The 16157-nt window shown below is 56.3% G+C and carries 10 protein-coding genes; 3 read left to right on the top strand and 7 right to left on the bottom strand.

The window, feature by feature from the left end; all coding sequences use genetic code 11:
- Positions 1-28: 28 nt before the first annotated feature.
- From EOC83_RS24205 to EOC83_RS32875, 5 genes are all read right to left on the bottom strand, one after another.
- Positions 29-2719, bottom strand: a complete 2691-nt coding sequence (locus EOC83_RS24205) for a DEAD/DEAH box helicase family protein (protein ID WP_063168131.1) — start codon at positions 2717-2719, stop codon at positions 29-31.
- Positions 2716-4395 carry a site-specific DNA-methyltransferase gene (locus EOC83_RS24200; RefSeq protein WP_063168132.1) on the bottom strand — a complete coding sequence of 560 codons (1680 nt, stop codon included), beginning with the start codon at positions 4393-4395 and terminating at the stop codon, positions 2716-2718. The genes EOC83_RS24205 and EOC83_RS24200 overlap by 4 nt, the downstream gene beginning before the upstream one ends.
- Before the next feature lie 13 nt (positions 4396-4408).
- Complete coding sequence (locus tag EOC83_RS24195) at positions 4409-5464, bottom strand: phospholipase D-like domain-containing protein (RefSeq protein ID WP_082826468.1); 1056 nt, start codon at positions 5462-5464, stop codon at positions 4409-4411.
- Positions 5452-8364: an SNF2-related protein gene (locus EOC83_RS24190; protein WP_063168134.1), complete on the bottom strand. Its 2913-nt coding sequence runs from the start codon at positions 8362-8364 to the stop codon at positions 5452-5454. Before EOC83_RS24190 ends, EOC83_RS24195 begins: the two co-directional genes overlap by 13 nt.
- An 82-nt stretch (positions 8365-8446) precedes the next feature.
- A complete protein-coding gene (locus tag EOC83_RS32875; RefSeq protein ID WP_158515786.1) occupies positions 8447-8620 on the bottom strand; it encodes a hypothetical protein in 174 nt (57 codons plus the stop codon).
- An 826-nt stretch (positions 8621-9446) separates the two neighbouring features.
- Between EOC83_RS32875 and EOC83_RS24185 the strand changes: the two genes are divergently transcribed.
- A complete protein-coding gene (locus EOC83_RS24185; RefSeq protein ID WP_063168136.1) occupies positions 9447-10826 on the top strand; it encodes a tyrosine-type recombinase/integrase in 1380 nt (459 codons plus the stop codon).
- Between the two features lie 241 nt (positions 10827-11067).
- Here the strand turns inward: EOC83_RS24185 and EOC83_RS24180 are convergent, their stop codons facing one another.
- The gene (locus EOC83_RS24180; RefSeq protein ID WP_127224115.1) at positions 11068-12102 is read right to left on the bottom strand and encodes a hypothetical protein; all 1035 of its coding nucleotides are present in this window, start codon (positions 12100-12102) and stop codon (positions 11068-11070) included.
- A 602-nt stretch (positions 12103-12704) separates the two neighbouring features.
- Here EOC83_RS24180 and EOC83_RS24175 point away from each other — a divergent pair.
- Both EOC83_RS24175 and EOC83_RS24170 read left to right on the top strand, forming a co-directional pair.
- A complete protein-coding gene (locus EOC83_RS24175) occupies positions 12705-13478 on the top strand; it encodes a hypothetical protein (protein ID WP_342030137.1) in 774 nt (257 codons plus the stop codon).
- 49 nt (positions 13479-13527) lie between these two features.
- Positions 13528-14955: a hypothetical protein gene (locus EOC83_RS24170; RefSeq protein ID WP_127224116.1), complete on the top strand. Its 1428-nt coding sequence runs from the start codon at positions 13528-13530 to the stop codon at positions 14953-14955.
- A gap of 205 nt (positions 14956-15160) precedes the next feature.
- Here EOC83_RS24170 and EOC83_RS24165 read toward each other — a convergent pair whose 3' ends face one another.
- Entirely contained in the window at positions 15161-15970 is an 810-nt protein-coding gene (locus EOC83_RS24165) for a thermonuclease family protein (protein WP_181172675.1), read from the bottom strand.
- Between the last annotated feature and the right edge of the window lie 187 nt (positions 15971-16157).

The following is a 16157-nucleotide window of genomic DNA, read 5'->3' as shown; positions in this document are numbered from 1 at the left end:
GGGCCTTTTCAAAACCTTGGTCACGCCCTCAAACAAGCTCCCCTGCCTGCGAATAGGCCGAAACCAGCGAGGCCAGCGTCGCGCTTGGCTTCACCGCGTCATGTGGCACGAGCACATAAGTCCACGGCTTTCCGCCCGTATCCCTGGCGTGCTCATTTGCGTGATGCACCCATTTCCGGGCAGCCTTGGCCTTCGCCTGAACAATCGGGTCGGCCATCTCATTCTTCGCCTTGATCTCAATGATGAACTTGTCCTTGGTAGTCTCGACCACGAAATCCGGCTCGTATGACTGCCCGGACGCGTATTCGATCCTGAACTGACCGATTGCGGGTTTCATCCAGCGCAACACTCCGGCTTCGCTGGCAGCCTCCACGATGACCGCGAATTCCCGCTCTGTGTCGGAGTCGAATTTCTGGTACGGATAGCAGCACTTGGCGAAACCTTCGAAGACATATTTTGGTGTAAGGTTGAGCGGGCTGACTGGCGTTCGGAAATCCCGAACGAATGCCTCGCTGGGGACGTTGTAGGCCTGGGGCTTCATCACGACGAAACCCCTTGAGACGCTAGCTCGGTAATCGGTCGGGGTCTCCCAATAGTGCGTCATCATCTGCTGGAAAATGAACCTGGCGAGATCTTTGCCGTGCGTCAAAAGGACGTTCTCCACGTCCTCGGAGGTCGCAAGGTATGATTGAAGCCGCGCCACCATCTGCCCCGCCAGCTTGAACAGAAGCTCGCTCTGCGTGTCGTAATCGACCTCTGGCATGTCCATGAGATGGCGGACAACATAGCTCTCTAAGCGTTCTTCCTTCGAGCCTTCCACCGTGCGAGCAAGGAAGGCGCGCGTCTCGTCGCGGAGTCGTTGGACCATGATCTGATCGGAGAGCGGCTGCCTGGCGATTGTTTCGAGATTCGAAAGGTCGAAATCCTTGAATCCAAAATTTACCTGCGTCGTCGGCAGCACGACGATTTCGGGAATCGAAATCGTGTGCATGACGATCTGTTTCGTGACTTTAGCGACGGTCGCTGCGACATCGGTTTTTCGTTCGAAACTTTCGAACCATCGCTGTTCAGGTGCCATGACCGCCTTCACGATGCTGGTGATTTCAGCCTGTATCTCTGGCGTGTCGAGTTTTTCGATCCCGGTCTTGATCCGGCGTTCGAACTCGCGCTGGATCACATCCCAAGCGACTTTCGCTACCTCACGCTCTTCCTGGGTCTCGAAGACGTAAGACGTTTGTTCGGATTCCTCAAACGCTCCCGCTTTTCCGGTAAGCATCGTTTCAACATTCGAAGGAGCTTCGACCACATGCGCGCCGAGATTCGACACGTCGCCGCTGCCGCCGACAATGACGGTCTTCCTAATCGAGATGAGCGAGTCCGGATCGCGCGCTGCCTTGATTACGTCGTCGAACCTGTCATGCGCGATGACGGTCAAGCGATCGACGGCTTCCACGCCCGTGCGCTGGCCATAAGGCAACCGCAGGCCACGTCCAAGCGTCTGCTCCGTCAGAATGTCGGAAGCCGATGCGCGCAATGGGACGATCGTGTAGAGGTTGGTTACGTCCCAGCCTTCCTTCAGTTTGTTGACGTGAATGACGATATCGGTCGTCGCATCATGCTCCAGTGCGACAAGCTTCTCGGTCGCCTCTTCAGTCTCCTCCGCGCGCGTTCCGGAATGAACCTCGATCACGCGACCCTGGTAGCGCCCCCGAAAGAAACCATCCGATTCCAGGTATCGCCGGATTTCGCTGGCGTGCGTGGTGTCTTGCGCCACGACCAACATGAAGGGATGGACAAGCTTGCGCCCGGTCTGTTGTGCATAGATCGCTAGCTCTGCCTTAGTGTTTTCATGGCAGTGAATCCCGTCCTCAAGCTTCATCCGTTCAAGCTGTTCCGGCGTGATGCTGTCGACGCGAAACCCTTCGCGAGTGGCGACGGCCGGGTCTTTCACATAGCCCTCGGCCATCGCCTGTCCAAGCGGGTAATCGAGAACCACGTTCTTGAACGCAACCGATTTGGCTCCAACCGAACGTGGTGTCGCCGTCAATTCGAGGCCGATAACAGGTTTCAGTTCGGCAATGGCGTTCATGCCCGCCTTGGCGCGATAGCGGTGCGCTTCGTCCATCAAGAGGACAAGGTCCGGAAGGGCCGACAGGTACTCGAAATAGGACTCGCCGATATATTCATGGAGCTTACGGATGCGCCCCTGCTCCTTGTTCACCTTGTCGATGTTGAAGATGAACACGATAGCGGTCTGGCCCAGAAGGTCGCCACGCACGGCGTAGCCGCGTTCCCAGTTGTCCCCGGTCTCGACTATGGGCGGAAGCTGCGCGAATTCAGCGATGCCCCGGAATACGTATTTTGAGGAGTTCTGCCGACTGAAATCGTCGACGAGCTTGTCGTAAATAGTGGTGTTCGGTGCGAGGATAAAGAAGTGCTTCGACCGTCCTGAGAGATAGAGATAGGCAATGAAAGCGCCCATGAGGCGCGTCTTGCCGACCCCTGTCGCAAGCGCGAAACAGAGCGACGGGAAATCGCGCTCGAAATCCGTCACCGTGGCATAGGTCGCCTTGATTGCGTCAAGTGCGACGACGGGATCAGCGCCCTTGGAAAATTCGATGGTGTTGAGCACGTCCGCCAAGATGTCGAGCGCCTCAGCCTGGGGCGTGCGCAGTGAAAGGCGAGCCTTTATCTGCTGAAGCAGCCGTTGGGAGGTCATGCCTCATCCTCCGCATTGTCAAAAAGCGGCAAGGCTGCCGCTGCGGCTTTGCCGCGCTTCGACGCGTCCGGCTCCGCCACCTCATCGAAATCCACCTTCTCCGGCAGGTTCGCAATTTTTAGCGAATAGTCGTCTCGACCCCATTCGCACTTCGCGAGGATTGAATGAGGAATCTTCTTCACCGTCAGGTTCGGAAAACTGTCTTCCTTCGCGTTAAAGGCCTTGCAGCAAACCAGCAGGCTGCGCTTGGATCCGACTTCCTCCGATAGCTTTTTCAGCGCGTCATAGGTCAGCGACTGGGTCGTCACGAATACGAAATCGCTTTCGGTCGAGTACCCGTGCCGCCAGTATTCGGCCGGGTCTTGGCTGGGCGCATAGGTGAAGCCTAGATGCTTGCAGAGCGCCTCGGCTAGCATGGCAGCATTGTATTCCTTGGATATAACCCAATTGCCGAAACGGTCTTTTTCCAGAAGCGACGGCGCAAGGCGATAGAACCGAAACCCGCCTCCGCCTTCCCATCCGGTCGCTGCCGTTATGCCGCCAGGATCATCGCCATCTATGACTTTCCTCAGCCTCGGGACAATGTGGGTGACAGCATGGTTGCCCAACTCGACCATGATCCAACGACGGCCCATTTTGTGCGCGACTGCCCCCGTGGTCCCGGACCCTGCGAATGAATCGAGGACGAGATCACCGGGACTAGTGGCAATGTGAAGAATCCGCTGAAGCAAGCGCTCGGGTTTTGGAGTGGCGAAGACATCATCCGGATTGAATGCCTTTACCTCGGTTTTGGCCTCATGATTATGCCCGACATCTGAACTTAGCCACACTGTCAGCGGTGGGGTTCCCGTATTCGACAACTCCGAAAGAAAGGTCTTTCGTGATGGCTGTGAAGTGCCGCCTTGTCCAAACCAAATCTCGCTGTTCTCGTCCATCCGTCGCAACGACTCTTCAGAGAATCTTGGAAAGGTTCCTGAAGGGGGCCGCCAAACGAACCCATTCTTGAACTGAAAGCTGAATCCTTTTGCCTTCGCGCTGCCGCTCTTCGCGTGCAGTGGTGTAGCCTTCCATGGACCTTTCGGATGATTGTCCGGATTTGAATATCGTGCATTCATTTCATCAGAGCGGGGCAGGCGATTGGGGGACCAACGTTCTCGCTCTTTTGCGTACACCAAAATATGATCGTGGTTGTCGCTGAAATACTTAGCGTCGTTGGAAACGGTATACTTTTTCTGCCAGACTACATTCGCGATAAAATTACCTCTACCAAACACCTCGTCGCACATAACTTTCAGATAATGCGCTTCGTTGTCATCAACGCTCACCCAGAAGGAACCGGTTGGCTCCAATAGATTGTAGAGAAGCTTAATTCGATCGTTTAGTAAATTTAGCCAAAGAGAATGCTCAACACCATCCTGGTATTGCTCAAATGCAGATCCGGTATTATACGGAGGGTCAATAAAAATGCACTTCACCATACCTCCGATCTCGTCTTGGAGGGATTTAAGCGCTAATAGATTATCGGCCTGAATCAGAGAGTTCGCATAAAGATCCCCAGTCTTCTTCTCGCTTGCGATATGCGAGAAATCATCATCTGGAACCAGAATACGTGGTTCGATCGAAGGCGATGAGCCTTTTCCAACCCAAGTTAGTTCTAGTTTTTTTGATCCGTTCATCATTTTTCCGACGTTAAAACCATCCGTATTGCCGCGCGATGGTGCTACCAGTCGCCCCATATCTTTCAGATTGACGTTTCAACCTAGAAAATTCTTTGGACTCCAAATGAAGGAACCCGAGTACGAAGGTGCCTCCAATTTTTGTCCGTTCAAATACGGCGACATACGGTGACCTGCCCAAACTGCCATCTGGATTTTTCGGTCTGAGCCCGACTTTCACCTCAGGAACTTCATCGTTCAGTTGAAGTCGCCACATGTGATTCTGCTGATACCGCATTTTGAGTTTAGCGACAGTCCCTGCCGAGGTTTTGAAATTGAAATATGAATCCTCTCCGCCGTTTGAGGAAAGCCCAAAGAAAAGCGCTTGCTCCGCTTTAAACTCAAGCTCCTTTCCCATCAACGTGATATTGCCACCCTCAATCCAGCACGTTGTGGCGAGCGCTGGATCTACTTCGGTTTGGTCGGAATCTAAAGCTTTCTTTACAGGAGGCTCTTTCTCATTCTTGCCTGTGGTCAGTCGCGCGATAGCGTCTCGGAGCGGTCGAATCTTTAGATAGGTTTGCTCGTATTCGCTCAATTTCTCCGCTGTAAGCTCCTCGCCGATGCTCCACAACTGCGACCAAGCCGCATCAAAGGCTTCAGTAGAATTCTTGCCTCCAGTGCCAATTGCGTTGGCCTCGCAATTCTTACGGAGAGCAGCACGAGTCAGATTGGCCGAACCGACAACTAGGAGGTTGGTCTCTTCCTTCGATGTTGACTTGAAAAAATACAGCTTGGGATGGAACCTCGCATCTTTGCTTGAGAGGCCTGCAACGCGAATTTGCGCTCCAGGAAGAGATTGAATCAACCTGAGAGCTCCGGGTTGGGTGATATAGTCATCTAGCCCCACGAGCCAATGCGTTTCAGGCGCATCCATCATCGTTAATGCGCCAAGCAATTCACGAACTCCCGAGACAGTGGCGTAGGCTGCGGCTACCCAGAACCCTGTACACGGGCGATGTTCACTCCATGCTCTGACTGCATTGCCAAGCGTTTCTGCCGTTCCAGCACTTTGGACTAAGACATCCATAGGCTGCTGCCCCCCGATAGCACCTCCCACCTCACCGTCAGCAATGGTGTTACCTTGGGCGTAATCGCCAGCTTCGCGGCGACCTCGTCGAGTTTGCTGTCGACCTCCTTCCGGATTTCGCGGAGCGTCTGGAAGGTCGACATTTTGAGGTCATCCCGCTCGCCTTCAAGCTTCTTGATCCGGCGTTCTTCCGCTACCTTCTCGACTAGCGGAATCGCCTGATTGGCCCGAAGTGCCCGCCGGGCGTTGCGCGCCTCCAGGTCCAGTTCCCTGACACGTATGTCATTCGATTTTTCGAGATCCTCGGCATAGGCTTCAAGCTTGACGGTTTCCTCTTCGAGCCATTTCCGGTTTTCGTCCTCGGCGGATTTTTGCGCAGCGCCCAACGCTTCCCTGTCGATCCCGGCCATGCGGTTGGCCGGATATTCGGCATCAATCGCCGCGATGGATGCGGGTATCTGGAACAAGCGCTCGGCCGTTTCGGAGGCCAGCACCTGCCCGTCGTCCGTCACGGCCGCAATGACAATGCTATCACGCGATCCCATTGCGGTCTCCGCCTTCAAAAGTGAAACCTTCAGCCAGCCACTCTTGCCGCCGACGTGCTCAAGGTCGGAAAGCCGGGGCTGGCCGTCGGCTCGGTAGACCTTGTAGTCGAAGGCAAGTTTCGTTTCCGGTAGGTCGCGTGTGCGGGCAACCTCGACCAGGCGATCGGCCAGTGTTCCGTCTCCCAAACGAAAAAATTGCCAACCTTGCTCGTCCGCTTGGGGCCAAGCGGTCGACCACGTTTTCCCGTCATGATCGAACCGGGCAATTCCGTCGGTGTGGAATTTCGCTTCCGGAAGCTCGGCGCGCGCCAGCAACCATAGGCGGCGCTCGAAATCGGACATGGTGCGTTCGATTTCCGTTCCCCGCTGCCGGAGCATGTCCACGATCGACGCGTCGAACAGGTCGAACAGTTGCTGGCGGGTCTCGGCCATATCGGCTTTGATCTGCTCTTCAAGCTCGGATTCGAGCTTCTTGAACGCCTCGTCTACCTGCGCTTCTGTCCGGCAACTTTGGACTACGGCCAAGACCTTCCTTTCGAAATCGATGCCAGATTCGATAGAGCCGAGAACCTGATCGCTCGCCCCGAACAGGCCGTCGAACAGGTTGAACTTGAATTTTAGAAGATCGTGAATCCGTTTTTCCGCCTGGTTTTTCAGGTTCAGCATGTTCACGACTGTTACGTCGATCTTCTGGCCGTAACGATGACAACGGCCAATGCGCTGCTCTATGCGCTGGGGATTCCAAGGCAGGTCGAAGTTGATGATCAGGGAACAGAATTGCAGGTTGATGCCTTCCGCGCCGGATTCCGTCGCGATGAGAATCGACTTGTCGTCCGACTTGAAGGCGCTCACGATGGCCGACTTCATGTCCGCGCTTTTCGAACCGGAGACAGCGTCCGTGCCTTCCTTCTCCTTCTTCCAGGCCGCGTAAACCTTCTGGCTCTCCTTGTCGCTGTTGCTACCATTCATCAGCACGATCTGCCCGTCATACCCGCTCTGCGACAGGATTTCAGCAAGGTAGCGCTGTGTACGGACGGACTCGGTGAAGATGACAGCTTTTCGCTTGCCGCCACGCGCGACCACTTCGTCGAGCACGCCCGGAAGCTGGCTAAGAAGCTTGTCGCCTTTCGAGTTAGAGCCGATGGAACGAGCAAGGGCAAGGTAGCCGTCAAGCTCTGCTATCTCGGCGGCCAGTTTCTTCGGATCGATGGCATCGGACGATGCGTCGCCCTCGTCGTCTTTTTCGCCCTGACCATTCTCCGCAGCCAACATAGCGTCGTCCGCGATTTCCTCGCCGACCTCCGCCGTGTCGTCGATGTCTTCAACGACGCTCTCATCGGCCACTTGGTTCTTCCGAAGCCTGCCAATGACATTTTCCAGAAACATGGTGATGGCAGCGACGGACGAACCGAGCGTCTTGCGCGCGCCGATCAAAACGAGTTGGTTCGGCTTGGAGCCGAACGCGATGGATTCCGGATTCTGGAGGTAAGCGGAAACACCCTCGTACAGCCGCGCTTCGGTGTCATGCGGTTCGAAATCGAATGTGACCGCGAGTCGGTTGGTATAGTTTACATGTCCTGCCGCCTGCACGTCGCGGCGCAAGTGCCGCTTGTAGAGCGGAGCCAATCGTCGCCGTAGGCTCTGCAAGGCGATCCGGTCGGCCGCTCGGCCGTACATCGTCCGGAACGCATGCTCGTCGCCAAAGAAATTGTCGTCGATGACGGAAACTAGCCCGAATAGTTCCATCAAGGAGTTTTGCAACGGCGTGGCCGTCAACAAGACCTTCAGCCGCGACGCAAGAGCATCCCGCAGCTTCTTCGCCTGCGCCGAACCACCTTTCTTGTAAACGTTGCGGAGCCTGTGAGCCTCATCGATGATAACCACATCCCAACCGACCCGGTGAACGTCATCTGATTTGCTAGCGGCGTACTGATACGACGTGATTACGATCGCAGCGGGATTTTCAAAAGGATGGTGGTGTCCAGCTTTGACCGTTTCCTTGTAGGTCTTCGAGTCCAGGATGACGCTCGGGAGCGAGAACTTTTCCTGAAGCTCCTGCTGCCACTGGGTGCGCAGCGATGCGGGGACGATGAGTAGGATGCTGCGGCGGCGCTCGGCCCATTTCTGCGCGATGACCAAACAGGCTTCGATCGTTTTGCCAAGCCCGACCTCATCGGCAAGGATCACCCCTTTTGACAGCGGAGAATGCAGCGCGAAGCGTGCGGCTTCGACCTGATGCGGCTTCATGTCGACGCGAGCGGTGGAAAGAGACTTGGCGAAGGCTTCGTCGGATCGGCCCTCCAGCATGATACGGTTGGCGAAATATTTGCTGTGATAGTGTGTATAGTTGGTCATTGGGTGCCCACCCGAGAATCGCGGGCCATATGAACAGGATGGATTGATTCAGACAAGCGCCGGGTTGATCACTGGAGTCGGTTCACTCCGAATGCCACAGAATGATTGCAGCGGCGCTAGCAAGGGCAAAAAAGTCGCCTAAGTCCTCGGCAGCGATCAGCCATTCTTTGCAGACATCGAAAGCGGCGAGCGCCGCGTCAATCTCGTTGAACTCATGGATACCGCCAAGATCTTTGCGCTGGTGCGCGATCTCCAAGACAGCCGGATTGACGCTGACAGCGAGCGAGCAACGTGCATGAGATGAATTTCTTAGACCCTTGTGAATCTTAGTAGGCACAAACTATTTGCATACCAACCCCACGCTTCGCGATAGGGTCGTGGCCGGCCGTGTTAGCTGCGCTGGACACCGGCAATATTGTTCGGAGGGAAAGGCGCTCTTCGGAAAACGTCGACGATATGAGCCCCCTGCTGGGCACGTAGCATCGCGGCCAAGTCAAATGGCTGCGTGGCGAGGGCACAAAACCACTCCTCTCCAGTTACGGCGTATCTATCTACGATCCGGTTCCAAGGATCAGGTTGCCGGAACCGGCGATGCAAGGCCGTGTGAATTGGCCGGCTAATCGGATATGGCGACCATGGAGAATAGTAGTTCTCGCAGTGGGTTTGAAGGCTCTCTGTGGAGCCCGAGATCGAGCAACGCTGGGGCTTTTGCAGCAAGCCCTTGTCGGTGAAGTGGTGTATCAATTGCCAGCCGCGAACTCGCTCCTCATGAGTGAAGCCATTGTAGGCAGGCATCTGGGGCCACCTCCAATCCGGAAGGCCAACGGGCTCAAACAGGCCCATAGAGTTTGCAACTGGATTCAAAATCTAACCCTGAGAGAGACCGAACTTTGCTAACCATATTGCTATACAAATTGCGATACAGAAACCCGTTAAATTACTGATTTTATCTAATATTATATTTGACATGGCTCCGGCCCGGGGAGCCACTTAATCCAGAAAAGTCTTGAAACCCAAGGACTACAAGGGTTTCCGCTTCCCCAGAGATACACCGCGCGATACACTGCGGGGTACACTGAGCTATGAAGATTGACGTGAAGCACATACAGAAACGAGGCGTCGCCGGCTGGCGTTATCGGCGGAAAATTCCGAAGAAGCTCCAGGCCGCTGCGGGCAAGTTGGAAATCCTGGTCCCGCTCGGGGCGACCGAACATCAAGCACTGAAGGCCTACCCCAAGGTGCATGCCCAGGCAGAGCAGCAGTTGCGCCTTTGGTCGCGGCCGCACGATGCGCAAACCCTAGGCAGCTTGGTTGGCACCCCCACCTTGACCGACTTTGAGCACCATAGGCTGAACCGCACACGCCTTCGCGCGCTCAGTCTCGACCCCGAATGGACCGGTCCAGAGGACGAGGATGACCCCGAGGCGCTAGCTCGGGAGCTGATCGCGGAGCAGATTGCTGAGAAATATCCAGTGGACGACCGAGGCAATCCCGTTGGCATAGAGTCGGCGGACCGCGCCCTGATCCACGCCCTTGTCCTTGGTCAAAATCAACAGCGCCATGCCCCGACCTTGGAAGATGCCAGGAGGCTGTACCTCAAAGAGAAGGTTGGCACCGACGAAACAAAGAAGATGGAGCTTGAGCGAGTGTTCAAGCTCGTCAGCGCGGCGCTTGGCAAGGACAGGACACTAAGCAACCTCAAGCGGGAAGACGCCAAAGAGGTCAGGGACCACATGCTCGATGGCCGCAAAGCGTCGTCCGTGGACCGCTACTTGAATGTGGTCCGTGCGATGATCAACCACGCCATCAGAGAATTTGACCTCACCGGGGTCACCAATCCCTTCATGAACTTGGAGGCCGCGCCCAAGGACAAGGCAGAGCCTGATAAAGACAAACGCCGGCCCTTCACCCTTGATGAGGCTGCCGCCATCTCGGGCCGCCTTGTGTCACACGCCAAGACCGACCTCCAGCACATCTGGCGCATTCTTAAAGGGACTGGATGTCGCCTCGCCGAGGTCTCGGGTCTGCGGGTCGCAGACGTGCATCTCGAACATGCCATCCCGCACATCACGGTCGAGTGGCATGACGACCGCCGCATTAAGAATGCAGTGTCGCGCCGTAACGTGCCCTTGATCGGGGACGCATTGGACGCTGCAACAGAAGCCAAAGCTGCGGCGGGCAACGCGGCGATGCTGTTCCCAACCTACGGCAGGCCCAAGGGTGCGTCCTCAGCGTCTGCTGCTTTGGGAAAGCACGTTCGGGCTTGTGTAACGGACCCGAAGGCTACCACCCACTCGCTTCGCCACCTCATGAAGGATCGCCTACGCTTGGCCGGCGTCACGAAGTCGGACCAAGACATTGTTCTGGGCCATTCCTCAGGCAGCGTTGGGGAGGACTACGGTGGCGACGAGGCAAGACTTGAGATGGCCAGACGGGCGCTTGAGAAGGCTAACTCGCTCTGATCCAGTCCGGTTCTGCCTGGGGCCGCTCACTCGTTGCGCCACCGAATGGAGGACTTGCTGGTGATCGCTTGGGTCCCCGAGAAGCTCAAGCGGTCGATCATGGGCCACTCAGGGGGCGGCGCTGGGGACAACTACGGTGGCGAAGAGGGGCGGCTTAGGGTTGCAACTGAGGCGACGGAGAAGGCCTTCGCTGCGGTTGGCTAAGATAGTCGTCGCTTCCCCTCGCGGACGTTGTACTGCGCTAGCGCATAACTTTGCTGGTCTCAGCGATGATCTTGGGGATCTGCCCAATCGCAATCGTGTAGCTGAACCGCGCCACACCTTTTGCCTGCTTGTGCCTTGGCAGGCTGCGGACGACCCAGTCGTAAGTGCCCGACACCATGCATCGCTCATTGGCACAGGTGACTATGACGCTCTCGTCGTGGAGATTGTATCCCCGTTCCGGCCATCGTTGGAAATAGCTTCTCTTGTCGGCGATGATCGAGCTTAGGTCCGTTGGCTTTCCGTAATAATCGACGATGCCAGCATACGAATTTTGAACCTGAGCGATCGCCAAATCTGCGTTGTCGCCATGGTGCTCGATGAGCCCCTTGATAAATGCTACCGCCGCGCTCTCTAGCTGCCGCTCGTCTGCGCTGGCTTCAGCCGGGGCCGGAGTGGGCATTGGCGACACACGCGACGTGTCAACGGACGGCGGCGTGGTGGAAATGTTGGTTACGCGCAGTTCAGCCATCTCACTGGCGGAGAGATATCGCATATCAGACCTGTCGTAACTCAATGCTACGGCCATCAACTTGGGGTCCACGCCCATCTCGGACATGTAGGACATGATATCGGCAGTTACGGCTTGAACGTTCGCCACAGCCTCGTCGGTAGACATCCCGCTCTCTGGGGCGAAGGATGAGCGGTGAACACCAATAGAGCCCGGATCGGCAACACGGCGAACGCCACCCATGAAAGCCAAGGAGCAAGCCGACGCGCACTGCAACTGCCGGACTTGAAGCGTGTCAAGGCCGGCTGCCCGGATCATACGTCCAAGTTGCATTGCACTTCCGATACTACCCCCCTGCGAGTCGAATACGACCACTCTAGCCCCACTGCTTGTGACAGCGCGGCTAAACTCATTCAGAGGTTCGTTGACCCCAAATTCACCGGAGACGATGAGAAACGGAAGTTCGCCCGACGACGATACCGGCTTGTATTCCAGAGCCTTGGCCGACCATGTTGCGGCCGCGATAATTGACGCAACAGCTAAAACTCTCAAAACTGAACGCATAACTGGCTACCCTACCCTGCCCGTCACAAGTAAGATCCAGTTGAAGCGCCATTTCAAGCGCCAACTGTGAAAGGTTCGATTTATGGTCAAAGAACTGATTGACGCCTCAATGATCTGGCACGGGTATTAGAAACTATGTGCAACCTCTACAATATCGCCACGTCGCAAGAGGCCATCCGAGCCGGCTTTGCGGGACATGTTGGGGAACTTTGAGCCGTCCATAGACTTCGATCCCGGCGGTTCGACCCGGTGGTTCGCTATCCCATACCCCTCCGCTCCTGCCTTAGGCCGCCCTCAGGAACGGGACGGTAATGGCAGCGGCGAGGCGCGGCCTGAGGTGAAGCGGAGAATATCGTCGGCTTTCGTAAAGGTACGCGGACCGTCGCCTTGTATGCAAGGAGCTGGAGGACTAACGTTCCAATCCTTGAAAATCATCAACGTGGACGCGACATTTGGATGCTTACCTAGCGATCGCTGAGTCTATCCTTCGGATCGAACGGAGACCCTTGAGTCCCCGCGCGATGTTGGCTGCTGCCTATCGCCTCGGCTACGTGCCAACCCACTTGCACGGACGGACGCAGCATAAGACGCTCGGAGCTAGGTTGAGCGAAGACATCATCTCTCATCGCGACAACAGCCTTTTCTTTAGGACAAAGCCAGGGCGCTTTTTCCTTAGGGAGTTCCTCACTGACGACACCATTCCCGAGGACCACAGGCAACCGATCGCTACTCGACGCCGCATGCGCGAACTATTGCGCGGGCCTGCTCTCGCAGTTGACGTTAGCGACCTTGCCCTGATCGCGGAAGTCGGCAGACCAATTGAACCGGAAATAGTATTCGGCCTGCTACGCTCGAACCGCTACCGTTACGACAATCCAAAGGCAAAGCGACCCAGCAGCGTCTTTCTTTGGTCTTTTGTGTCGGTGCGCCGCGACCGCGAGGTCCTGAGCTACAGGCTCGGCCGCTACCGCGATGACCGTGATGCATTCATGGCGAGACGTTCAGTTGGATTTTCGACTCTCGTTCATCTTGAGCAACGGACATTGTTCAATGACGACTTCGGAATTGTGGACTCGGGTGTCCAAGCAGCAAAAGTTGACCTCGATGTTCCCGAGATTAGAACGCCGGCCAGTGTCAACCGGCTTGCTGCTCACCTAAGGTATTTTATGTGGGTTTCGCATGGTGAGGGGCAGAATGAACTGCTCGCGATTATTTCGTTCGAATGCCCACACTGGTTTCATCCTGAACGGCGGCGACTGGCGTTGAACGACCTGACTTGGCTCGACTTGCGCACTCCTGTGAATAACGTCGATGATTTCGACCCATGGTCACGATACGTGTTACTGACAACGGATCGAAACCTGTCAGCCGGCTGAAAACTTGGCATCATCGTCGCTCATCTTATCGGGGCCAAGCGTTGCGTATGTGAAGTCGCAGCTGGAAACGTCAGACTCTGCGCGAACGAAGCGTGCACTACAATATATTTGCCGAATATACAGACTTGGCTATCGGATCGTCCAAAGCGAACTTCTTGGCGTTCAGCAATCAATCGTCGGCATTCTTTACACCCGAAAATCGGACGAAAAGCTGAGGCGTTGGGCCTTGAATGCATTGGCGAGATGCGGAACGGCGGCTGTCAGCCTCGAATGTGTGATGGGAGTTTTCAAGGAATTTAGTTCCGACCCGCAGACTGCAGCGGCAGCCATCGCCGCGATTTACAGGATGAAGCGAGACGCGACCAAAGCGATAGACGATCTCGATCTCTTCGACCCGCAAATGCGAGTCCTTGCGGCCCTGCAGCATGTGGAACATACAAAACTGGACCTGACGGGCATTCCGGTCGACATTGAGAAGGCGTCGGCGGACGTCCTCAAACTTGGCTTAATCGTTGTCGGCTTGAACAGAGCCCCTCACAATCTCTTTCATCCACGGCACAGTAATTCCGAAATCGTCAAAGCGCTCGGCGCTTACGACGACGATATTGTCGTCCAGTATACCGTTTGGGCCGTGGCCGAGAACGACAACCTATCTATTGACGATCTGGGTATCCCGCTCAGTTCGGTGGAGAGCAGGCCACCAAATGTACGTGGCTGGATGTATCGCGCGATCGCCATGCACGCTAACGCTGCCGATCACCAGGATTACATTGCCAACGGCGCCGGCGACGATGAGGCTGAGGTCCGCCTCGCTTTGGCTATCGGGCTAAAGGATACCTATTACGACGGGCTCGAGGCTTTGGCGCACGATTGGTTCATGACCGAGGCGGACAGTGAGATTGCTCATACACTCATGGACCACATGGTGCGCCATGCGGATCGGTCGCCAACATATGAATGTACTGTGCTCGACTTCTACGAAAGAGAGGCGCAAAACTCTCTCCTGCGTCGGAGGATCGAAGGACACGCCGCCAAGACCGAACTCTACAGCAAGCTCATGCGTATATCATTCGACGGTTCCGACGACTTATTCAGGAGCATTAACGTGACCAACAATACCACGAATATATCTGGCGGCATTAATGCCGGAGCTGTTTCAATGGGTGGCGATGCGACGAACACGGGGGAGATCAATGTTAATTACCAGCCGCAAACGATAGAGCTGATCCAGGCCGAGCTTTCCAAGGCGATCAAAGCCATACACGACTCCGGCGTTGCCCCCGAGCTTAAGGAGCATGCGCTTGAACACGTGAAGGCGGCCCAAATAGAGCCCACACCCGATAAATTGAAGAAAGCGGTCGACGTCCTTGGCAAAGTCGAGGACGGGGCGAAGAAGATATCGGGAATTTCGACAGCAGCAGTTGCCATCGGAACTACCGCTATCGCGCTTGCCAAACTCATGGGCTATGTGCCCTGAGCTTCGTGAGCTCATCGTCCTTTCATTGATAGAGCCGCATCACTGCTCATGATCGCTGCCAAATCCTCAGCGTACGGGTGGTCGAGGTGTTCAGCCGGCCACCTCCATGCATCAGCAGGCTGCCCGGTGACAGGCCGTTCTCAGGATCAAGGAAGATCGGCGGGTGCCGAGAAGGCGTTGGCAGTGTGGGGGTTTTAAGCGCAGCCTACCCACACCAAGGGCGTGGCGTCGGCGGACAGCTTGTAGAGCCACAGACGAACGGTACAGCCAGCCCCTCTGACACCAATATGTCGCCCACATCCTGGCCATCGGCAAAGAGAGAGCCGCAACTTCGCCCGTAGTTGCACTTGCCGGTGCCCTCAGTGCCTGCCGGGCAGGAACATGGAACCATCTTCAGCTCCAGCTTCGCCGCAGCCACCAACTCTTTGAGGCGCGCCTTTGCTCGCTGACCAAGGTCTGCCTCAGCGTCGCACCTCGGCTGGATGCTCTCAGGCGCATTGAAGCCCACCAGCCGGGTCCCCTTGTCGGAACCGTTGAGGCGAATGGTGTCGCCGTCGGTGATAGTGAACTGCGAGCTTGCGAGCGGCGCCCGGTCTCCCGTGCCTGATCTCGCGAAGGACGGCATGGTGGGCCAAGAGATGTGCTCGCCCTTCTCGACGTATGAGTAGATCAGCGAACCGACGATCAGCGCCAGCGCGAAACCGAAGGCTCTGGTGAACCGCGCCGCCAAGTATCTCACCTCCCTAGCGACCCGGCTGCCTGGTCGCCGTGGCTCCCAATGCGGCGACGAAGTGGGACGGTATGGGGCTGTTTGGCTCCGCTCGAAGTTGCTCGATGGCGCGGAGCCTATTATCTCATAGAGCTTCGCAAACTGCTTTGGGCTTAGCCGTGTGCGTGGGCCGTACTTCGCCAGCCGGACGTGCATGTCGAGCAGGAATTGCCGCTGCCATAGGGTAAGACGGCCGCGAGTAAGCACAGCCTCGACACGGGACTTCAGGTCGTCCTCGGTCTCCAATCCGATACCTCACGCCTGCCTTACAATACTGCGCAGGCGGTTGGGTGTGAATAGGCGTACGCACCGGGCGGAAAGTTGCACCTCGGAGAGGCCTATCTGGAACACCGACGACCTAATCGCCTTCCGTCAAGGCTCCCCTCTAGGCCCCCCCTGACGTTCTCCCAGGTGTGGCTTAGGGGGATCAGGT

Origin of the sequence: Mesorhizobium sp. Primo-A, from assembly GCF_003997175.1 — a bacterium.
Lineage (GTDB): Bacteria > Pseudomonadota > Alphaproteobacteria > Rhizobiales > Rhizobiaceae > Mesorhizobium > Mesorhizobium ciceri.
This window is presented reverse-complemented; position numbering and strand designations above follow the sequence as displayed.